The sequence below is a fragment of the Acinetobacter sp. ME22 genome, from assembly GCF_022012315.1.
Taxonomy (GTDB): domain Bacteria; phylum Pseudomonadota; class Gammaproteobacteria; order Pseudomonadales; family Moraxellaceae; genus Acinetobacter; species Acinetobacter brisouii_A.
This window is the reverse complement of sequence record NZ_JAKLTL010000002.1, coordinates 414609-435185: the sequence shown is the minus strand read 5'-3', so window position 1 is coordinate 435185 and position 20577 is coordinate 414609. Positions and strand designations below refer to the sequence as shown.

The following is a 20577-nucleotide window of genomic DNA, read 5'->3' as shown; positions in this document are numbered from 1 at the left end:
TGTCAGATGCTTATTTATTTTTAGCGAATGAGGCATCTAAATACTGTTCAAACTGATGGTAGTTAATACGGTCATACAACTCCTGACGGGTTTGCATGGTATCAACCACATTTTTCTGTGTGCCCTCTTGACGCAAAGTCTGATACACATTTTCAGCCGCTTTGTTCATGGCACGGAATGCTGACAGTGGATACAACGCGATACTGACATCGGCAGAAGCCAGTTCTTCTGTGGTAAATAAAGGCGTAGAACCAAATTCGGTAATATTGGCTAAGATCGGTACGTGTACAGCATCGGCAAATTGTTTGTACATCGACAGTTCAGTAATCGCTTCAGGGAACAGCATATCTGCACCTGCTTCAATATATGCCCCAGCACGATCAATAGCAGCTTGCAAGCCTTCAACCGCCAAAGCATCGGTACGCGCCATAATTACAAACTTGTCATCGCCACGCGCATCAACTGCGGCTTTAATGCGATCGACCATTTCCTGTTGTGAAACAATCGCCTTGTTTGGGCGGTGTCCACAGCGTTTTGCCCCAACCTGATCTTCAATGTGCATGGCTGCTGCACCAAACTTGATTAACGATTTGGTGGTACGTGCAATGTTAAATGCTGAAGCGCCAAAGCCTGTGTCTGCATCAACCAATAACGGTAAATCACACACATCGGTGATACGGCGAACATCGGTCAACACATCGTCCAAGTTACTAATGCCTAAATCGGGCAAACCTAATGAGCCTGCGGCGACCCCACCTCCTGATAAATAGATGGCTTTATAGCCTGCACGTTTTGCCAGTAAGGCGTGGTTGGCGTTGATCGTACCGACGACCTGTAACGGTTTTTCAGCCGCAACAGCATCGCGGAAACGCTGACCCGCAGATAAATTAGACATGTTTTTCTCCTTGAGCTTGAATCCAGTTGGATTCAATATTTTTATAAGATGCAGCGATATGACGGCGCATCAACAATTCGGCAAGTTCGGCATCGCCATCAGCAATCGCATCTAAAATACGAATATGTTCGTTAAAGGCCTGATGCGGGCGATTTGGCGTTTTGGAAAATTGAATACGGTACATACGAATCAGGTGATATAACTCATCACACAGCATTTTTTCTAAGGTCTTGTTACCACTGGTTTTAATGATGCAATAGTGAAAGTCATCTTCACCTTCCTGCAAAAAATATCCCTTACCCGCTTTAAATGCATCATCTTCAGCGTGACGCTTTAAAATATCTCTTAGAATTAGAATCTGTTTTTTATCAATATGCTGTGCAGCAAGACGACAAGCGAGACCTTCAAGGTTTTCACGAATCTGATAGAGTTCATGCAACTGCTGATGAGAGAGTGACACCACACGCGCACCGACATGGGCAGTCCGTTCAACCAGTTTTTGTCCTTCTAGGCGATGAATCGCTTCACGCAAAGGGCCTCGACTAATGCCATAAACACGCGCAAGTTCAGGTTCAGAAATCTTGCTTCCTGCGGCAAGTTCACCACAAATAATCGCCGACTGGATTTTATAAAAAATCTGGTCTGTGAGCGTTTGGTAACCCTTTTCGATAGGGTTTTCTGACAAATTTTGCATAGTGTTGACAATTCTTATTGAAGATCACTAAATCATGCCTATTTTTTAGCAAAAAACAATATATTGTCAACAATATAAATCACATTCTACGACTAAGGTGCTATAAGACGAAAATTTGGGTTATTTTTTAATCTAATTTTTTTGAATTGTTGACAATCTAAGACTTAAAATCCTTAGATATAAAAAAAGCCCTTTGTAATAACAAAGGGCTTTCAATTATTAAGATGATATTTAAGGCTTTAAACTTTTACCCAAACGATGCCTTCATCGACTTTACGCAATGAAAATGAAAAGAGTTCATCATCTGCCGTGACCAAATATGTATCATGAGCATCATGAATAACTTTTAATAATGTCCCCATATCATATACTTTTGGCTCACAGCCTTGTTTCTCATGTTTAATGGTTTGAAGTAATTCAACCAAAATGTGATCCATATCTCATACCCCCAATAATTTTGCTGCTTTATGTACATATCATAATTTTTTTTGCCCCTGTTCACTGTGAATTTAAAGTAACAAACTTTCTATAATTTGATCATATTTTCGATATAACTGCCCTATATCATCACTAAATTCGAATATGCTGCCTACATGGCAGTGAACAACCGCAAGTGCAAATTGCAATTTTGCGGTCATTTCTAAGCTGCCTACATGGCAGTGAACATAGAAAACTATGTTATTCGTGTCTTCACTTTTTTCTAAGCTGCCTACATGGCAGTGAACTTCTTTTGTTCATCGTTCTTATGCTGTTTCTTTTTCTAAGCTGCCTACATGGCAGTGAACTGAGTTCTAAATCTGTAGATTCACCAGTAGCATTTCTAAGCTGCCTACATGGCAGTGAACTATAAAATTATCACAAAAAATAAAGCCATAACAGTGAGTTAAACCTAAAATCTAGCAAAAGACCCAAGTTTTTACTCACTACTATAACTTATTGATTTTATTAAACTGTTAAAGAGTCAAAAAATATTGGGTTAAAATTCGGGTACAGATGCTTCTGAACTTAATCCATAAGTACTAAAAACCTGAGTTTCAGATTTTTCAGCAGGCTGCTTTTCAATGAACAATTTAAATCGTTTTTTATCCTGTTCATCTGAAGTGCTTAAACTCAGCATCTCAATATACGGTAAGTTAGTGGTCTTCACGACATGGCTATACCGAGCGAGTGCTTCATCAAAGCCAATATCACCACGTTTTACACGATGACGTGCCAAACGCTCAGCATTAGTTTTAAATTGCTTACGCCTATAAATGGCATAACCTGTGACTTTACTCTCAGGCACTTCGCGTATAGAACTGACATGAACATAGTCAACCAAGCGTTCTAACCACTTACGAATATTTAACTGCTCTAAACTATTTTCAGATAGGGCAAACAAACGTAATTTTTCACCTAAAAATCCAATACCTTTTTCAGCATGAAAGCGATATTGAGGAAATGAAACTCCAATATTGACTTTATTATTTGTATCTTTTATTTCAGCCAAAGCAATATGCAACTGAGTATAAATACGTGACCATAGTTCATAAGGTGAAAAATCATCAGTTTTGATTAAAGTCAGTTCAATATAATATTTCATTCAAATGACCTCATCGAATATCTGTAACATACGCAAGCCCTTTTTTACCTAAGTAAAAGGAAGATACACCCGCATTTTCAATCTTTTCTTCCAAATCTCGAGCTTGATCTTTGGAAATATTTAAGTGGATTTCTAACTGACCTTTATTAGCTTTTGTAAGCATTTTAGTTGGCTCTGAAAATTTCTTTGAAGGAAGTAGAAATGGTGAACCCCATGATTTTTTTTTACCTCCCGATGAATATCGAGCCATGAAATCTTTTTCAGTAAAAATCCCAGATAAAGAAATACCTGTTAATTTCCCTTGTGGTGATAAAACAGAACTAACATCATATTGCTTTCTAAGCTGATTGAGTTGCCAATAAATAAGCAAAGCATAAATAGTAGATATATTTATCTTCTCTTCTAAATTTTTCATTTCAAAATCAATAAGATTTTTTTCAAATTTCTCAATCAGTCTAGAAATTTCCCCTTCGATATTTACAGTCCCACTAAAACTTGATAAACGATTTTTTATATCTATGGGATGAATTCTTTGCTCAAACTTTAATAAATCAATTCTTTCATCGTTCAATACAAACTTGATGATTTCATCTAGTTCCAGAAAAAGTACACCCCATAAAAACAATGAATAATCAGAGGTGAACGATAGATCTGCAGCCTTAACAATACCTGTAAAAGCTTTGGGATCTTCACTGTCTTTACTTACATTTCTCAAATAAACAATTTCTGATGTTTCTTCTGATTTATCAAAAAAAGTAACTTTAGATTCTATTTCTTTAAAAAAATAGTCATCTCTTTGCCGAGCCTTGAATAATTTCTTTTGCTCACCAATAAGACGATTTAAAATTCCCATAACTGTATTATGAGTAATTCCAACTTCTTTGAAGTTTTTTGGTAACTGTTTTGACGTTGCAACAAAACTACGTTTTAAATCCCCTTCTTCTTTTTCATCTGACAAAAAAGAGTTTCTCCAAGAGGATTCATATTCAATAATAATCTGCATATAACCTCCTCATTAGACAACTTCATAATAAATAGCATAAACTGTTTGATGTTCTGAATTCACTTGACTTTGTAGCTTTGGCTGCTTAATTCGCATCATTTTATAGCTATCGTTATAATCCACTTCAACTGTGTCTACACACATATAACCCTTTGCTTGCTTAATCACAAGTTCTTCAATCATCGTTAGCGTTTCTTTGACTAAAATATCAATAGCAGTATTGTCGAGCAAAATACCAGCTTCATATTCCTTATATATTGAACCTTTCCGTGCATATTTTTCATTAAATACCGCTTTAGGCTCTCTTGATTGCAAATTACTGGATAAGTCAGCCACTCATTCCTGTATGTGGCATACCAGTCATTCTTATTCCTAGTAGGCCACTTTAGTTAAAAAAAACTAGTTATTATCTTTATTGGCGTAAATTTTTTCTCTGTAAGATCTTCCTTTAATCTCTAACTCATAGGATCTATGTAAAATTCTATCCATCACAGCATCAGCAATAGTTGGATCGTGGAATTGTTCAAACCATAATTTTTTTGGAACTTGACTGGTAATTAATAGGCCTCCACTTTGAGATTGTTTGTCAATAATTTCAAGAAATGAAGGAGCTAATGCTTGATTAAATCCTCCCAATCCAAAATCATCAATAATAAGTAATTTGGTAGAGCATATTTTTTTCTTGAAATTTTTAATCTCGCCTAAAGATATGGCAGTCCCGATTTCATCGAACAGACTTACTGCATTGAAGTACATAACACTATAACTACGATGACATGCCTCAGCACCTAATGCACAAGCTAACCATGATTTTCCAACGCCAGTTGCCCCTGAAATGATGAGTCCGCGATAATTAGCAATCCACTCACAATTTGCATAACGACTAATATCAGATTTTTTAAGTTTTCGTTCAGGATCATAGTCAAGATGCTCTAACCTAGCACTTGGATAGCGAAGTTTTGCAACTGTAAATAGCCGTTCAATTCGTCGATTGCTGCGATCATTCAATTCTGCGTCCAAACAAAAATCTAAGAAGTCCTCAAAACCCATATTATTTGTGATCACTTGATCTAAAGAGCTTTCTGCTGTACGTAGAAATCCCAGTAGCTTCAGTTGCTCTAGCTTATTTTTAACTGATATTTTAAGCATGAGAAGCTCCAGAATGATTTAAATAGTAATCAATTCCACGAATATTTGTGTGTGATGTTGATCTAGAAGGTAATGCATCAATAGTTTGCTCTAAGTGATATGTATTGTTGGCAATGATAGTACGCAGTCGGTCTAGAGTATAAATTTGTCGTTGCATTGCAAAATTACAGGCATTTTCAAGACAGTGCGACATTTGATTTTCGACTACCCATTTTCTAAATTTATTAAGTGATTTAATACTTTGTGCAAGATCTCGTTTTTGGTTTAGGATGTGATGAACATACTTTGAAGTGTTGGAGCCCGCACGATTTGCCCAAAATATAATTTCATCCTTTGATAATCCTTTTTGAGCGAGATGTTCTGGTGACATATGTTCATCAACACAAATGTCTTTATGAGTGCCACTATTTAGAACATGTTCGGCAATTTTTTCACGTTCATAAAAAATATGTAGGGCTGTTCCGGTAATTTTGAGATCTACATGCAAATGTATGTGAGTGTACGGAACAGAATATTGATTTGTTCTATATTCAACTCGATAGAACTCACTCACACGAACATTTCGCTTCCATGTGCAAAGTTCATATGGGTAAACGGGTAATGGACTCAAATCTTTACTATCTAATGTTAAAAATTGCTCATATCGACTGATGGTAAAACGTCTAGTCACTTTTTTATTGATGACATCCATTTTTTCCTGAATCGCTAGATTTAATTCTTCAATAGAAAAAAAATTTTGATTCCGTAAGGATGCTAATATGGAGCGTTGAACAATTTGCACACTTACTTCAGCTAACCCTTTATCTTTCGGGTGACGAGGACGTGTTGGCATAATGGCAAAATCATAATATTCAGCCAAGTCTTCAAAATCTTTTTGAAATTCTAAACCTGATTTATTATTTTTAATCACAGCTGCTTTAAGGTTGTCTGTGATTATCGTGTTTGGCACACCACCGATGTGTTCAAATGTTTTAATAAAACATTGAAGCCAATGTTCCACTTTTTGACTGGGAACAGCATAAGCAAAAGTATAGGTAGATGCTCCTAAGACACCAACAAATACTTGGACACGGCTTCTTAAACCATCCACTGGTGAGATTACTTCCATTGTACGGCCACAAAAGTCGACGAGTAAAGCTTCTCCACTTTTGAAATTTTGCCGCATTGAAGCATGCCGCTTCTTCTGAAATTTTCTAAATACCTCACAGAAGCGAGAGTATGAAAGACCATTTTCATACTGACAAATATATTCTTGCCAAAGTAACTCTAGCGTTATATCTCGTTTTTTAATTTCTTGACTGATGTAATCAAAGTTAGGGTAGATTTTTCGAGTTGGATAATTTATGACATGAGAAAGCTCAAAATAATCAAGTAACTCTGTATTTGTAAATAAATTGAGTTCACTATTTAAAATTGGAAAAAGTTCTAACTTGTCACGAATTGTTTTGACAGAATCTCTAGAAATGCCAACTTTTTTAGATATGTCCCTTTGGCTATGTTGTAGATTTAACAGCCTAACAGTTTGTCGAATTTTATCAGTTTCTATACGCATAACATACCTCTAAAATAAAAAATGAGGCAGAAAGCACCCTGAACATTGATAAAATAACCAATGTCTTTTAGAATGAATTTGTCTTGCACATCCAAGTAAAAGACAAACCTATAAAGACTCATGTTACCGCATGGGTCTTTATACTTTCTGCAATTAAAAAAGTTACTTGAATTAATTCATATATTTTTCTCCTTCATACCTAATTTTATTGCAATTTCATGGCTTTTTCCTCTAGATGGAATACGATTATTACTTAAGACTTTGTAGACTAAATCTACTGGAAAGTTGTTATCTTTAGCCCACTGAGAAATAGAATATCCATCTTTAAAAAAATTATTTCGAATTTGTTCAGGTGTATTCATAAAAAATAATTCACAGAAGAATCTGGAAGAAAAATATATGCAAAAATTATTAATTTCAAGAAGTTTTTTATTTATAAAATTTATATTTACATCTTGTATAAGTTTTAAATACTTTTAAATTAATTCCATTAAACCCTCAATAGCTTTAAGCTTAGCATCAGAATATTGTTGGCTTAAACTTATTTTATTTTTTAGCTTAAAATACTGAGGAGCTAGTTCAGGGTATTTTAAATATAATTCATCAATAAATTTATTTTGAAGCTCAAAATCTTCTAATTCTTTGTTAATTAATTTTTTTTCATTTTGAATTAGTTTATTGTAGTTTTTAGCTAAAACCTGTTCTCTAAGCCCATATAATTTTATAGTCTCACTATATAAAAATACTCTATCATTATATCTCGAATATTCAACACTTAAAAAACCATTAGATGTTAAAACTCTGAGTCCATTGTACATTTGCTGCCTTAAAGTCTTATCTTCTAATTGATTTAAGTGTTCAATATTTAACCAAAATAATTTTGCTTCCCAGTTTTGAATTTTATTTTCTAGCAATATTTTTACGAAGTAACTCTCAAGTGGTAGATAAAAGTCAAACATATGAATTTTCATTAAAAAAGCAAAAGAGGATTATAGTCCGTGGATATGTAATCCTCAATTGGTGATATTTCTGTTTTTTGAACAATTGGTTTCAAATGACAGAATTATCAATTGCAATTGGTCAGTTAATCCGCAGTAAAAGATTAGAATTGCAAATTACTCAAGAGTCTTTAGCACTTCAATGTGGAATAGACCGTAGCTATGTCGGTCGTATCGAGCGTGGCGAAGTAAACATTACGGTTGAAAAGCTCTATGAAATTGCAGAAATACTCAAGATTAATCCTCAAGAGCTGTTACCAACATTAGAGTCTTAATTTTCAGCATTTTTTTCTTGAATATCAAAAGTATTCTTTAATGATAAAGCTACACTGGCTTTACTTCCCCAATATGCGAAGATTGGAATAAAAATCACAAAAAATGTCAGGACTATTAATCTCCAATGATCGTAAGATTCTTTGCTAAAGTTCCAGTTTTTAATTGCAGTTTCTAACCAAACCAATTCAAAAATAATTGCACAACAATATGAAATTGCAGCTATTACACAGATCAAGATATTCGCTTGTTTAATAAATTCAATCGTTGATTTTTTACGTGTATAGAACAGTTCAGCATTTTCGTTCTCAATTTTTTGCTCTATAAAAAACCATGCAAAGTTTAAGTCTCGAACTTTATCTCTAAAATCCCACGTTTTCTTGAAACTTCTAATGATGAGGCTGTAATGAAATTTTCCTGTCCCTAAATATTGATTGGTTGCATTCTGTAATTGCCAGTGCTCTTTTGATGGTTCACTCACATATTTATTGTATTCATCCGTTTCTTCACGAGTATTCTTAAAAACATTTCTTTTTAAAGTTTCCCTAAAATCTCTTGAAAACAGCCATTTGAAACAAAAAACAACCCAGCTTAATCCTAGGATTGAAACTATTACGCTTACCCATTCCATATTTAATTTTCACTTCAATGATTTATTCTTAAATCTAAACATGACGATTGAAATTTAAACAGATCACACGTTGGTCAAAACGACATAAAATGTCGTTATGCTTTAAGTCTTATAGCTTTTCCCCTACAAATTTAAGACAATAGATTTAAAGAAATTTTGAGAGTCATCTAAGTGATTACAGGCGAAATTAAAAGCAAAATTGACCAGATTTGGAACGCATTTTGGAGTGGTGGTATTTCAAATCCTCTAGAGGTCATGGAGCAGATGACCTATTTGCTGTTTATTCGCCGACTTGATGAAATTCAGATCACTAAAGAAAAGAAAGCCAATCGGTTAAAGAAAAGCGTAGAGCATCCTATTTTTACTCCTGAGCAAGATCATTTACGTTGGTCTAAGTTTATTACTTTGGGTGATGCTGCGACGTTGTATAGCACTATTGCCAATGAGGTTTTTCCATTCATTAAAAACTTAGGTGCAGAAGATGACACAACCTATAGTCATCACATGAAGGATGCACGTTTTACCATTCCTACGCCTGCACTGTTAACCAAAGTGGTTGATCTGTTAGCTGAAGTCCCAATGGATGACAAAGATACCAAGGGTGATATTTACGAATATATGCTCGGTAAAATTGCGTCAGCAGGTCAAAATGGTCAGTTCCGTACCCCACGCCATATTATCAAGATGATTGTGGAACTAATGCAACCGAAGCCAACCGATACCATCTGTGACCCTGCATGTGGTACAGCAGGCTTTCTTGTCGCTGCAAGTGAATATTTAAATGAACATCACAGCACCGAGATTTTTGCCAATCCTGAAGCAGCGAAACGTTTTAGTGAAGAAACCTTCTTTGGTTATGATTTTGACAGCACCATGCTTCGTATTGGTTCTATGAACATGATGCTACACGGTGTAGAAAACCCAAGTATTGAAAATCGTGATTCTTTAAGTGAAGCACATTCACATATTGAAAGTAAGTACAGTCTGATTCTTGCCAATCCACCTTTTGCGGGCAGTTTGGACAATGAAAGCTGTGCCAAGAATATTCAAGCTGTAGTGAAAACTAAAAAGACTGAATTATTGTTTTTAGCTTTATTCTTACGTTTATTAAAAACAGGCGGTCGTGCTGCCGTGATTGTGCCTGATGGTGTGTTATTTGGTTCGTCTAAAGCGCATAAAGATTTGCGTCAAAAGATCGTGGAAGAGCAAAAGCTTGAAGCGATTATCTCCATGCCATCAGGTGTGTTTAAGCCTTATGCAGGGGTTTCTACAGCCATTATGATTTTCACCAAAACCATGTCTGGCGGTACGGACAAAGTTTGGTTCTATGATATGCAGGCAGATGGTTATTCGCTGGATGATAAGCGTAATGAACTCGATGCGTCTAAGCATGAAAATAACAATATCCCTGACATTATTGCTCGTTTTAAGAATTTAGAAGCGGAAGCAGATCGTAAAGTCACTGAGCAAAGTTTCTTGGTGGATAAAGCCGATATTGCTACCAATGGTTATGACCTGTCGATTAACCGTTATAAGGAAGTGGTGTATGAGCAAGTGGAATATGAAACACCAAGTAAAATTTTGGCGGATTTAGACGTACTTGAGCAGGATATTTTAAAAGGAATGGCTGCACTTAAGGAGTTACTTAAGTGAGTTTAGTTTTTAAAGAGTTAGGAGTATTAGTTGATTTCAAAGGTGGCGGTACACCTAGTAGAAATGTTGAAGAATATTGGGCGAATTCGATTCCGTGGGCAACAGTCAAAGATTTAAACGAAGGTATTACTTTGACAGAAACTCAAGAGTTTATTAGTGAATTAGGTTTAAAAAATAGTGCTTCTAATTTGATCACTAAAGGCACAATAATTATTCCAACTCGAATGGCTTTAGGTAAGGTTGTGATTTCAGAAATTGATGTTGCAATCAATCAAGATTTGAAAGCTGTGTTTGTTAAAGATAAAGAAACATTAGATGTAAAATATCTTTTACGTTTTTTGGAGTCGAATAAAGAAAATATTGTCTCAATGGGTAAAGGTGCAACGGTTAAAGGAATTACATTAGATCAATTAAAAGCAATGAAAATCCCTCTCCCACCAATCGCAGAACAACGCCGAATTGCCTCAATTTTAGATAAAGTAGAAGAGTTATGTCAAAAACGTCAGCAAGCGATTGAAAAGTTAGATCAGCTTTTGCAAGCCACCTTTATTGATATGTTTGGTGATCCTATCTGTAATGCTAAAGGATTAAAAATATCAAAATTAAACAATCTTGTATCAATTAAAGGTGGTGGTACTCCGAGTCGAAATGTTGAAGAATATTGGAATGGTGACATACCTTGGGTGACAGTCAAAGATTTTAAAGAAAATTTGTTTATTAGTAATGCTATTGAATCAATAACTATGAATGGGGTTAATAATAGTTCAACTAATATAATTCCTAAAGGAACTTTAATTATGCCCACTCGAATGGGCCTAGGTAAAATTGCTTTAACTTCTGAAAATGTAGCAATTAATCAGGATATTAAGGCGCTATTTATTAAAGATAATGGAAAAATACTACAACATTTTCTATTGTATTTCTTACTTTTCATCAAAAAGTACATCATTTCTTTAGGTAAAGGAGCAACTGTTAAGGGGATAACTCTTGATGAGTTAAACTCCTTAAATATTATTACTCCATCCTTAGATTTACAGGAAAAGTGGTCTAAAATTGCATTAAGTATTGAAGATCTAAAGCAAAAGCTTTATAAACAACTAAGTATTCAAAATCAATTGTTTATTTCATTACAAAACCAATTTTTCAATAGTGATAATTAATAGGAGGAATTATGTTTCCAGAAGAAGGTACAGTCGGAAAATTTAGAAAGAAGATGTATAGAGGATTAAAAAAGGAATCTGATTATCTTCATAATAAATATGCTAGTGATGCAGGAGATTATGGGCGTGGAGAATATTGGACCGATAACGAAGAATTTGCAGCTATCTACGGAGAGGTCATATCCAAAGATATAGAACTAGATAATGTTTACTGTATTCCCCAAGATCAGGTATTACCATTAATCTATGAATATGAGACTTGTAAAATGGAATTAGGAGCAGAAAAACGATTAGAGAATGCAACCAAATTAACAGAAATGTTTAAGGCAAAAGGCTATTCAGCGGTACTAACTACACAGTATGAATCGCCAGATATATTAGGTCTATGTATTTTTTCTAAGTAATTAAAAAAACGATGTCTTAGTTAATTAAATATAATTATAGAGGGGTATGTATATGAGCAACTTTCAGTTTTTAGAACCTGATTTTAAAAGCTTGGCAGTCACTGCCAAAGAGGCTGAAAAGCTCGTTTATATTTCCCCTCAATTTGCCCTAGCAGCAGCAAGAACATCACTGGAAAATCTTGTGCTATGGCTTTATCAATACGATAAAAAACTCACCCAACCTTATGATGCTTCACTGCATAACCTACTCAACGATTTAAAGTTTAAAGATTTAATTCCTCCCTATATTTGGGACAAAATGGATAACATCCGCATGGTCGGCAACAGTGCTGTACATGGGAAAAAGTTCAAACAACTCACCAATGAAGAAACGGTAAGACACATTCAGCATCTTTTCTTGATGTATGTCTGGTTTGAGCGTAACTACGGTTCACCTTCAAAAGACCGTTCTCAGTCGATTATATTTAACCCAAAACTAATTCCAAATGCTGACAATACCCAGCAAATCACTGCCAACAAAGAACAACTGCAAAAAGAAACTGAAGCCAAAGAGAAAGAATTTGCAGAACAGCATAAAGCTCTACGTGAGCGAGAACAGAAACTTTTCGAACTTTCTGCAAGTTTAGAAGATCGTGAAAAACTGCTTGCTGATATTGATGCTGAACTTGCTCAAAAGCGTGCAGATGTCGAACAAGCCAAACTTGCCAACAGCAAAGTTCAAGACCATACCGATTATAAAGAAGACGAAACACGAAAGCTTAAGATCGACCTCCTACTTGAAGAAGCAGGCTGGGAAATTGGCACATCAGTGCGAGAAGAAGTCCCAGTTATAGGAATGCCAAGTGCATCAGGTAAAGGCGCTGTTGATTATGTACTTTACGATAGCAACGGCTTGCCTTTGGCAGTGCTGGAAGCCAAACGTACATCTACCGATCCAGATATTGGTCAACAACAAGCCAAACTGTATGCTGACTGTTTAGAGAAGCAGACCGGACAACGCCCTGTTATTTTCTATACCAATGGTTATCGCACCCGGATCTGGAATGATGTCCAAGGTGGCCCACCGCGTCTGGTGCATGGTTTCTATACACAGGCAGAATTGCATCGTCTGATCGAAAGACGTAAAAACAATCCTGATCTTAGCAGCTTTCCAATCAATCACGAGATTGTTGAACGCTACTATCAGACTCGTGCCATCAAAGCCATGCTTGCTGCGATTCAGCGTAAAGAACGCGCAGGCTTGCTGATCATGGCAACAGGGACAGGTAAAACCCGTACCGCGATTGCCCTGGTCGATGTGCTAATGAAAGCCAATGTGGTGCAAAAGGTACTGTTCCTTGCGGATCGTACCTCATTGGTGGTACAGGCAACCAATGCCTTTAAAGCCAATCTTAAGGATGCAGCCCCTGTCAATTTGGTGGAAAGCAAAACCCAGAATGGCCGTGTTTATCTCTCCACCTATCAAACCATGATGGGCCTGATTGACGAGATGAATGCTGATGGGACACGAAAATACGGCACAGGCATGTTTGACATGATTATTGTCGATGAAGCCCACCGGAGTGTGTATCAGAAGTATGGTGAAATATTCAAATACTTCGACAGCCTGTTGGTCGGTTTGACCGCAACCCCTCGGGATGAGGTTGATCGTGACACCTATGCCTTGTTCGGCTTGGAAAGCGGTGTCCCAACGGACTACTATGACCTGGATCAAGCGATTGCCGATGGCTATCTTGTTCCACCGAAAGCCTATTCCGTGCCTCTCAAGTTCATGCGTGAAGGTGTCAAATACCATGAGCTTTCAGATGCAGAAAAAGAACACTGGGAAAGTCTGGATTGGGGTGATCAGGAAACACCTGATGAAATCAGTGCATCACAGATCAACAAGCAACTGTTCAATACCGATACCGTAGACAAGATGCTGCGACACCTGATGGAAAATGGCATCAAAGTGGAAGGTGGAGACCGATTAGGTAAAACCATTCTCTTTGCCGTCAATCAGAAGCATGCAGAGTTTATTGCGGATCGCTTTAACCACAACTATCCACACTATGACGGCAAGTTCGCCCGAGTCATTACCCATTCCACCAAGTATGCTCAAAGCCTGATTGATGACTTTAGCAAGAAGGATTTGCCAGAGCCTCAGATCGCCATCTCAGTCGATATGCTCGACACAGGGATTGATGTGCCGGAAGTGGTCAATCTGGTGTTCTTTAAGGCGGTACGTTCAAAAGTTAAGTTCATACAGATGATTGGCCGTGGCACACGATTGTGTAAAGACCTATTTGCCCCTGAGCACCACAAATCTGAATTTTATATTTTTGATTATTGCGAAAACTTTGAATATTTCAATTTAAACCCTAAAGGTGCGCCAGTTTCTACCACAGAACCTTTGGGACAGCGCCTGTTTAAAGCTCGCTTGAATATTCTCAGTCTGTTGAACACACCTGACTATCAGAGTGAAGAACTTAAAGCAGTTCAGGCGGAGGTGCGAGATGGTTTACATGCTGAAGTCATGGCGATGAACAAAGACAACTTCATTGTCCGAAGTGAATTGAAGCATGTAGAGCATTTCAAGAACAAAACATCCTGGGATCAGTTGGATGACCTCGCCATCGGGACACTCCGAGAACATATCTCCAAGCTTCCAAACGAGCTGGAACAGGACAGCTTGGAAGCCAAACTGTTCGATATGCTTTGCTACAACATTGAACTTGCGGTCTTGGAAAAGAATGCCAAAGCCATTGAAGGTTATATGAATCGGGTGATTGAAATCGCGTCCAAGCTCGAAACCAAGGCCAATATTCCAGTGATTGCAGCGCAAATCCAGCTGATTCAGGACATCCAGACGCAGGAATACTGGACAGACATTACCTTGCCGATGCTGGAGTCGATGCGTAAACGTATTCGTGGCTTGGTGAAACTTATCGAAAAAACCACATCTACGATTGTCTACTCCATGCTGGATGATGAAATTGGCTCAGCAACAGCAGTTTCCCTTCCGGTAGTGACAACAGGGGTCAACATTGCCCAATACCGTAAACGTGTAGAAAGCTTTATCAAAGCCAATGAAAACCACATTACCATCGCCAAATTAAAGCGTGGCCTAACATTAACACCTACAGATTTGAATGAGCTTGAACGCTTTGTATTTGAAGCACAGGAAGTTGAAAGTAAAGAAAAATTTGAACAATGCTTTGGCACAGACCAACCATTACCGCTATTCATTCGCTCTTTGATGGGATTAGAACGCCAGGCTGTTCAGGCTGCTTTCTCGAAGTATTTGCAAGGCACGACTTACAACGAGAAACAGATTCGTTTTATAGAAATGATGATTGAGCATCTGACCCAGCGTGGTGTGCTAGAAGCCTCTCAACTATATGAACCACCTTTTAACCAGATCCACTATGAAGGCATTGATGGTGTGTTTAGTGAGGGAGATGCAGATGAAATATTTGAGGTAGTGGAAGCGTTTAATCAGAGTGCGGTGGCATAGGTTATAGAGATGACGTTCCCATGTACGCGCTGTGGCTTATGTTGTTTAAATATTAAGAATATAGAAGCACTTAAAGAATTTCATCGGGGGGATGGCCGATGTTTTTATTATCATCCAGAAGATGGGTGTGCGATATATAAACATCGACCATTAATTTGTCGTATAGAAAATATGTACCAAAAATATTTTACAGGAGTTATGTCTAAGAATGAGTTTTATAGAGCAAATGCCAAAGTTTGTAATACGTTGCAAGAACAAATAAATTTACCTTTACACCATAGAGTAAGAATGAATGAAGAATAATGTAAATTATGCGTATTTAAAGAAAGAATTACCTCATTTAGAACAACAAATAAATCGCTTTGAGTATATAAATCAACGTAATCAAGACTTTAATGTTGTAGTTTATGGAAAATATAACCATGGTAAGAGTTCATTATTAAATGCACTGCTTTGTAAAGAAGACCACTTTAAAGCAGAAGATAAGAGAACAACAACTGAAAATGCAACCTATGTAGATTCAAATACGGGAGCTACATGGATTGACACACCTGGTTTAGCTGCCGATGTTGCTGGTGAAGATGATGACCATGCGAATAGTGCAGTCACTAAAGAAGCTGATTTAATTTTGTTTGTTCATAACGTCAAAGTGGGTGAATTAGATCGAGAGGAAATGGAGTATTTGACTCAGCTACTTCAATTTAAAAAACCATCACAGATCATTCTAGTACTGACACAGCAAGATCAACTAAAATCGGATCAATTTGAACAGGTATTTGATAACATTAGTCAACAAGCAGAGAGTCTAAATTTAATAAAAATTAGTGTATCGCAAACACGCTATTTTAAGGGTATTAAAAACAATAGTTCCAACATGCAACAAAGAAGCAATATCGATGAATTAAAAAAAATGATTCATCAGAAGTTAGCTGATTTTAATCAAATAAAGTCAGATGAATATAAAGATTTACAGACACAAATTTTAACCAGTTTAGAAAATAAAAGTGTGGAAATTTCTACGAAGAAACTTCACAAAATTGAGGAGTTAAATAATATTCATCTTAACTTCCAAACAGACGTCCAAAAGTTAATACAAAAAATTCAACAACAATTTTAGGGGGAAATATGCCTTTACCATTACTAATTGGGTTAGGGGTTGCAGCGGCAGCAGCAGCGGTTGCTGCTGTTGCAATGAGTGATGACAATTCATCATCTGACAATGATCAGGCACGTTTAAATGCTGAGAATGAGGAAAAGCGAGAAAATGCTAAACTTGTTCAAAAAGAAGCTGAAGCTAAAGCCAAACTTACAGCGAGAAAAAAGTTATTGGATACTGAATTCTTAAAATTAGCTGAGCAGTATTCTCTGCCTACCGATGATCAAACGCGGTTGAAAAGTTTAGTTATTCACAAAACGAGCTTGAATAGATTGAAATCGCACATTGAAAATATTTGGCCAAATTCTGAAATATCAAAAAAATTATCTAGAGAAATTAAAGATCTAGATGTTGAATCAAAACAGCTCAACGCTAATATACAAGCTTTAAAAGAGATAAAAAATGCATAAACAAGTATTTTTTGATCAGTTGGAAAAATTTGAAACTGGCTATATTAAACAAGCAAAACAAGCTGATGAATTGATTCAAAAACAAAAAAAACAATTACATCACGACATGTTCGAGTTATTAAGTCAGCCGAAAAAATTAAATAGCAGAGGTGCCTTAGCTAAACAATTTGATAGTCTGAATTTTGAGCTTAAGAATTTATTTGAAGAATGGGATAAGCAAATTCTTAATCTGTTAAAGATGCAGCAGTTAGCAAATACCTATCAAAATCGAATTATTTTTCTGGTATTTGGTAAAGTCAATGCCGGAAAAAGTTCCTTCACCAATTTTATTTCTGAATTATTTGAATCAAATCAAGTTAAGCGTTTTACATTGCAGGATGGGAAAATTGTTCAAGTAACAGAAAAATTTAAAGAAGGTTGCACAGAAACGACCTCTACAATACAGGGTGTTGAATTGGGGCAGCATTTTTTATTGTTGGATTCTCCAGGCTTACACTCAGTCACTGAGGAAAATGGTGCACTCACAAAAGAATTTGTAGACTGTACTGACGCTATCTTATGGTTAACACCTTCAAGTTCACCCGGTCAGACACAAGAATTAGATGAATTACGTGAGGAGCTTTCAAAATCTAAACCTCTCCTCCCTATTATTACTGCCAGTGATATTTTGGAAGAAGACGAGGATGATGATGGTGAGTTGATACAATTCTACATCAACAAATCTGATCATGCTCGTCAGGCTCAAGAGGAAGATGTCCAAGCTCGTTTAAATCAATATGCTCAAGCACGCAATCAATCAATCTTATCAGTATTAAAAAAGCCAATTTCTATATCAGTTTACATGTATAGAGAAAACCAAGATGCTGAGGCTGCGGGATTAAATCGTTTGTTGTTAGAAATGAGCAGCTTGCTCAAAGAGGCTTGTGAATACAAATTAAGAAAGAGTGAGCAGCAGGCACAAAATTTTCTTAAAGAAAAAATGTTATCTATGCTAGAAAAGAATTTCCTAGCCAGATTGAAGGAAGTAGAAGTTTCGATCGATACAACATTAGATACTCTAGACAAGCAAGCCAAAACAATCACCTTAGATATTCAAAGTGAAATGCTAATACTTGTTCCTAAGTTAATAGAAAAACATGCAAAGCAAAAAGATAAAAATAAGTTAGTCGAAGATATTAATCAAAAGTTGAATACTTTACTTAATCAAAAATTATCGGAAACACTAGGTAAATTAGTATCAGAAATTCAAAAAATTTCTGATCAAATTTCTTCTGATCAAATTAAAGATTTTGAAGATAATACTATCGAAATTGAACAAAGTAAGGGAAAAGTTTTAAGTACCGCCACAAGTATATTAGGTAGTCTTGCGGGGGGGGCTACAACAGGAGCAGCAGTGGGTACATTGGGAGCTGGACCTATTGGTACAGCCGCTGGAGCTATTGTAGGTGGAATTGTCGGTGGTGTTAGTTCTGCATTTGCTGGAGAAAAATTGTTTGTTGAAACGGAAACAGTGACAGAGATTGTAGGTGTCTCATCTCTTCATGTTGAAGAAAGTTTACAAACATACTTTGATCAGCAAATTCCTAAATTTGTAGATAAGGCATTTGAACAAGTTAAAAATGAACTTAAAAATTATGATGCTCAAAATAGTGCATTAAAACAAATTGTGAATGCATTTAAACATAAAATTGAAAACAATCAGCTGGAGATCAAGAATGTTGCCTAATTTGATTCACATGTCAAATGCAGTAGATCAGGTTAAACTATTACTAGATTCCTCTAACATAATTAATGAAGAGAAAAAAATAGAGTTATTTGATGTAATTGAAAAATTTAATCAAAAGAAGCTGAATTCTGCGCTCAATGTTATGTTGTTTGGTGCATATAATGCAGGTAAAAGTACCTTCATTAATACTTTAATGGCAAAAGACGTAGCACAAGTAAATGATATCCCAACAACAGATAAAGTTGATGAATATCATTGGAATGGCATAACTATTTGTGACACTCCTGGAATCAATGCACCAATAGAGCATCAGCAAGTAACAGATGAATACTTAAAACAAATACACGCAATTGTATTTATATTGCGTGAAACGGATGTGGATGCAAAAAATTTATATGACCGCATGTTTGAAATGTTAAAAAGTAATAAAAGTATCTTTGTTATTTTTAATCACCAATTTAAAATGGAAGAGCAAGATAAATGTCAGTTGATTGTTCAAAGGATACAAGAAAATCTAGTTAACTTAAGTTCATCTTTCAATATTGATACTGATCAATTAGCTAAAATTAATATTCACCCAATTAGATTGCGTGCTGCATGTAAAGGGGCTATAGAAGGAAAAGATGCGCTATTAAGTAAATCTGGATTTAAAGATTTTCAAATAGCATTTCAACATTGGTTAGACTTTGAAAGTGATTATCCTCAATATTTGCAAGCACTTTATAATTATTTAAATGAGCATTTTTTTCATGTGTTAGAAAATAATCTGTTGGAAATAAATAATATACCTTCAGAATTAGATGTATTGTTGGAAAATAAACGAAACTATGAACAGCAATCAGTTCAATCAACTTTAAAAATAAACAATAAAATTAAATCGTTAGTACAGCATTCAAAGCCTAATGTAATTGAAATCTTGAACAATGCTCAAAGCCAAGAACAAGCAGAAGACGAAATTAATACTTTGTACTTGAGCTTACAAGAGCAAGTAATGGAAGTTTTAGCAGAAGAAATAGAAGATAACAATGAACAGAATTTACAAAAATGGCAAGCAAATCTAGAGAGCATCCGTAATCGTCCTGAATTAAAAGGAAAAGAGTTATATAAAACTCTGATTGAAAATGGTTTAGAAGTATTGTCAAAAGAACAAAATATTAAACAAATATTGTTAACTGGAAGAAAAATGAAGATTCCAGGTTTGAAAGGTCGTTGGGAAAAAACTCTAGGTAAATGGGCCGGAAAAGGAGCGATAGCAATTCAAGTTCTTATGGCAGGATATGAGCTTTATAACGCACATTCTGAGCAAGAGAATGCAAATAAAGAGATTAGAGAGTTTGAAGTTGCAAGATATCAAATTATTAATACCGTATTAGAAAGCTTCTATCAGTACTTATCTGAATATGCCGAGGGAATGTTAAAATTAACATATGGTAAGAAAATTAATGAAATTGAAACGAGTTTAAACACCATTCATGAAAATGATCATCAAGTTGATAAATTCGTACAGGAGTTTGAAATAATCAAAAATAATTTTAAGAAATTCAATGCATCAGAAATGGCTTGAATTTGTACGTTTTAGAGCCTTTTTCAAACATGTAAAAGGCTCAATTAATTTGAATTTTTAATAACCAAATAATGATCCTAGCCAAAATAATGGACCTTGCTAAGCAGTGCTTCTCACCCATCTAAAGATAAGGTAACGTTAACTTTGGAGATGTAAAAATGGCTAAACGCTTCAATCCTGAATTTAAACAGCAAGCAATTAATTATGCACTTTTAAACTCACACGAGTCTG

General features: G+C 35.8%; 21 protein-coding genes and 1 CRISPR repeat array. Of the genes, 10 read left to right on the top strand and 11 right to left on the bottom strand.

All coding sequences use genetic code 11. The annotated features are described in order from the left end of the window. Positions 1-10 precede the first annotated feature (10 nt). The 10 genes from prpB to LVY74_RS04735 form a co-directional block, all read right to left on the bottom strand. On the bottom strand, positions 11-895 hold the full coding sequence (prpB, locus tag LVY74_RS04780; RefSeq protein WP_111891310.1) for a methylisocitrate lyase: 885 nt from the start codon (positions 893-895) through the stop codon (positions 11-13). Beyond that, entirely contained in the window at positions 888-1589 is a 702-nt protein-coding gene (locus LVY74_RS04775) for a GntR family transcriptional regulator (RefSeq protein WP_237814053.1), read from the bottom strand. The genes prpB and LVY74_RS04775 overlap by 8 nt, the downstream gene beginning before the upstream one ends. Positions 1590-1828: 239 nt before the next feature. Then, complete coding sequence (locus LVY74_RS04770; protein WP_151710236.1) at positions 1829-2026, bottom strand: hypothetical protein; 198 nt, start codon at positions 2024-2026, stop codon at positions 1829-1831. Positions 2027-2166: 140 nt separating this feature from the next. Further along, positions 2167-2434: a CRISPR direct-repeat array (repeat unit 28 nt; unit sequence TTTCTAAGCTGCCTACATGGCAGTGAAC). Between the two features lie 131 nt (positions 2435-2565). Further along, entirely contained in the window at positions 2566-3171 is a 606-nt protein-coding gene (gene cas6f / locus LVY74_RS04765) for a type I-F CRISPR-associated endoribonuclease Cas6/Csy4 (RefSeq protein WP_237814052.1), read from the bottom strand. Between the two features lie 10 nt (positions 3172-3181). Beyond that, complete coding sequence (cas5fv, locus tag LVY74_RS04760) at positions 3182-4174, bottom strand: type I-Fv CRISPR-associated protein Cas5fv (RefSeq protein ID WP_237814051.1); 993 nt, start codon at positions 4172-4174, stop codon at positions 3182-3184. A 12-nt stretch (positions 4175-4186) separates the two neighbouring features. Then, the gene (locus tag LVY74_RS04755; RefSeq protein WP_237814050.1) at positions 4187-4510 is read right to left on the bottom strand and encodes a hypothetical protein; all 324 of its coding nucleotides are present in this window, start codon (positions 4508-4510) and stop codon (positions 4187-4189) included. A gap of 63 nt (positions 4511-4573) precedes the next feature. Continuing rightward, positions 4574-5323 (bottom strand): IS21-like element helper ATPase IstB, encoded by a 750-nt coding sequence (gene istB, locus LVY74_RS04750; protein ID WP_237814049.1) that lies wholly within the window; start codon positions 5321-5323, stop codon positions 4574-4576. After that, positions 5316-6875, bottom strand: coding sequence for an IS21 family transposase (gene istA, locus LVY74_RS04745; protein WP_237814048.1), 1560 nt, complete (start codon positions 6873-6875; stop codon positions 5316-5318). The genes istB and istA overlap by 8 nt, the downstream gene beginning before the upstream one ends. 176 nt (positions 6876-7051) lie before the next feature. After that, positions 7052-7237, bottom strand: a complete 186-nt coding sequence (locus LVY74_RS04740; protein ID WP_237814047.1) for a DNA-binding protein — start codon at positions 7235-7237, stop codon at positions 7052-7054. A 114-nt stretch (positions 7238-7351) separates the two neighbouring features. Beyond that, a complete protein-coding gene (locus LVY74_RS04735) occupies positions 7352-7834 on the bottom strand; it encodes a hypothetical protein (RefSeq protein ID WP_237814046.1) in 483 nt (160 codons plus the stop codon). Positions 7835-7929: 95 nt separating this feature from the next. On the opposite strand from LVY74_RS04735, the gene LVY74_RS04730 reads away from it, so the two are divergent. Continuing rightward, positions 7930-8148, top strand: coding sequence for a helix-turn-helix domain-containing protein (locus LVY74_RS04730; RefSeq protein ID WP_237814045.1), 219 nt, complete (start codon positions 7930-7932; stop codon positions 8146-8148). Here LVY74_RS04730 and LVY74_RS04725 read toward each other — a convergent pair. Beyond that, positions 8145-8777, bottom strand: coding sequence for a hypothetical protein (locus LVY74_RS04725; protein ID WP_237814044.1), 633 nt, complete (start codon positions 8775-8777; stop codon positions 8145-8147). The two genes, LVY74_RS04730 and LVY74_RS04725, sit on opposite strands and share 4 nt — an antisense overlap. 171 nt (positions 8778-8948) lie before the next feature. On the opposite strand from LVY74_RS04725, the gene LVY74_RS04720 reads away from it, so the two are divergent. Genes LVY74_RS04720 through LVY74_RS04685 form a run of 9 tightly spaced genes read left to right on the top strand, consistent with a single transcriptional unit; the run spans position 8949 to position 20346 of the window. Then, positions 8949-10430 (top strand): type I restriction-modification system subunit M, encoded by a 1482-nt coding sequence (locus tag LVY74_RS04720; protein ID WP_237814043.1) that lies wholly within the window; start codon positions 8949-8951, stop codon positions 10428-10430. Continuing rightward, positions 10427-11590, top strand: coding sequence for a restriction endonuclease subunit S (locus tag LVY74_RS17800; RefSeq protein WP_237814042.1), 1164 nt, complete (start codon positions 10427-10429; stop codon positions 11588-11590). The genes LVY74_RS04720 and LVY74_RS17800 overlap by 4 nt, the downstream gene beginning before the upstream one ends. Positions 11591-11601: 11 nt before the next feature. After that, positions 11602-11994 (top strand): hypothetical protein, encoded by a 393-nt coding sequence (locus LVY74_RS04710; protein ID WP_237814041.1) that lies wholly within the window; start codon positions 11602-11604, stop codon positions 11992-11994. A 52-nt stretch (positions 11995-12046) separates the two neighbouring features. Beyond that, entirely contained in the window at positions 12047-15490 is a 3444-nt protein-coding gene (locus LVY74_RS04705) for a DEAD/DEAH box helicase family protein (RefSeq protein ID WP_237814040.1), read from the top strand. Positions 15491-15499: 9 nt separating this feature from the next. Further along, positions 15500-15793, top strand: a complete 294-nt coding sequence (locus LVY74_RS17850; RefSeq protein WP_442862772.1) for a YkgJ family cysteine cluster protein — start codon at positions 15500-15502, stop codon at positions 15791-15793. Further along, the gene (locus tag LVY74_RS04700) at positions 15783-16607 is read left to right on the top strand and encodes a GTPase (RefSeq protein ID WP_237814039.1); all 825 of its coding nucleotides are present in this window, start codon (positions 15783-15785) and stop codon (positions 16605-16607) included. Before LVY74_RS17850 ends, LVY74_RS04700 begins: the two co-directional genes overlap by 11 nt. A gap of 8 nt (positions 16608-16615) precedes the next feature. Further along, positions 16616-17056 (top strand): hypothetical protein, encoded by a 441-nt coding sequence (locus LVY74_RS04695; RefSeq protein ID WP_130235040.1) that lies wholly within the window; start codon positions 16616-16618, stop codon positions 17054-17056. Then, complete coding sequence (locus LVY74_RS04690) at positions 17049-18782, top strand: dynamin family protein (RefSeq protein ID WP_237814038.1); 1734 nt, start codon at positions 17049-17051, stop codon at positions 18780-18782. Before LVY74_RS04695 ends, LVY74_RS04690 begins: the two co-directional genes overlap by 8 nt. Further along, positions 18772-20346: a GTPase gene (locus LVY74_RS04685; protein ID WP_237814037.1), complete on the top strand. Its 1575-nt coding sequence runs from the start codon at positions 18772-18774 to the stop codon at positions 20344-20346. The genes LVY74_RS04690 and LVY74_RS04685 overlap by 11 nt, the downstream gene beginning before the upstream one ends. The last annotated feature ends 231 nt before the right edge of the window (positions 20347-20577 follow it).

Excerpts from the sequence above, each read along its gene's own strand:
- LVY74_RS04740 (WP_237814047.1), bottom strand. The coding sequence starts at position 7,237 with ATGAATACACCTGAACAAATTCGAAATAATTTTTTTAAAGATGGATAT.
- LVY74_RS04730 (WP_237814045.1), top strand. The coding sequence starts at position 7,930 with ATGACAGAATTATCAATTGCAATTGGTCAGTTAATCCGCAGTAAAAGA.
- LVY74_RS17850 (WP_442862772.1), top strand. The coding sequence starts at position 15,500 with ATGACGTTCCCATGTACGCGCTGTGGCTTATGTTGTTTAAATATTAAG.
- LVY74_RS04725 (WP_237814044.1), bottom strand. The coding sequence starts at position 8,777 with ATGGAATGGGTAAGCGTAATAGTTTCAATCCTAGGATTAAGCTGGGTT.
- LVY74_RS04770 (WP_151710236.1), bottom strand. The coding sequence starts at position 2,026 with ATGGATCACATTTTGGTTGAATTACTTCAAACCATTAAACATGAGAAA.
- cas6f (WP_237814052.1), bottom strand. The coding sequence starts at position 3,171 with ATGAAATATTATATTGAACTGACTTTAATCAAAACTGATGATTTTTCA.
- LVY74_RS04685 (WP_237814037.1), top strand. The coding sequence starts at position 18,772 with ATGTTGCCTAATTTGATTCACATGTCAAATGCAGTAGATCAGGTTAAA.
- LVY74_RS04735 (WP_237814046.1), bottom strand. The coding sequence starts at position 7,834 with ATGTTTGACTTTTATCTACCACTTGAGAGTTACTTCGTAAAAATATTG.
- LVY74_RS04710 (WP_237814041.1), top strand. The coding sequence starts at position 11,602 with ATGTTTCCAGAAGAAGGTACAGTCGGAAAATTTAGAAAGAAGATGTAT.
- istA (WP_237814048.1), bottom strand. The coding sequence starts at position 6,875 with ATGCGTATAGAAACTGATAAAATTCGACAAACTGTTAGGCTGTTAAAT.
- prpB (WP_111891310.1), bottom strand. The coding sequence starts at position 895 with ATGTCTAATTTATCTGCGGGTCAGCGTTTCCGCGATGCTGTTGCGGCT.
- LVY74_RS04695 (WP_130235040.1), top strand. The coding sequence starts at position 16,616 with ATGCCTTTACCATTACTAATTGGGTTAGGGGTTGCAGCGGCAGCAGCA.
- LVY74_RS04775 (WP_237814053.1), bottom strand. The coding sequence starts at position 1,589 with ATGCAAAATTTGTCAGAAAACCCTATCGAAAAGGGTTACCAAACGCTC.
- LVY74_RS04690 (WP_237814038.1), top strand. The coding sequence starts at position 17,049 with ATGCATAAACAAGTATTTTTTGATCAGTTGGAAAAATTTGAAACTGGC.
- istB (WP_237814049.1), bottom strand. The coding sequence starts at position 5,323 with ATGCTTAAAATATCAGTTAAAAATAAGCTAGAGCAACTGAAGCTACTG.
- cas5fv (WP_237814051.1), bottom strand. The coding sequence starts at position 4,174 with ATGCAGATTATTATTGAATATGAATCCTCTTGGAGAAACTCTTTTTTG.
- LVY74_RS04705 (WP_237814040.1), top strand. The coding sequence starts at position 12,047 with ATGAGCAACTTTCAGTTTTTAGAACCTGATTTTAAAAGCTTGGCAGTC.
- LVY74_RS04700 (WP_237814039.1), top strand. The coding sequence starts at position 15,783 with ATGAAGAATAATGTAAATTATGCGTATTTAAAGAAAGAATTACCTCAT.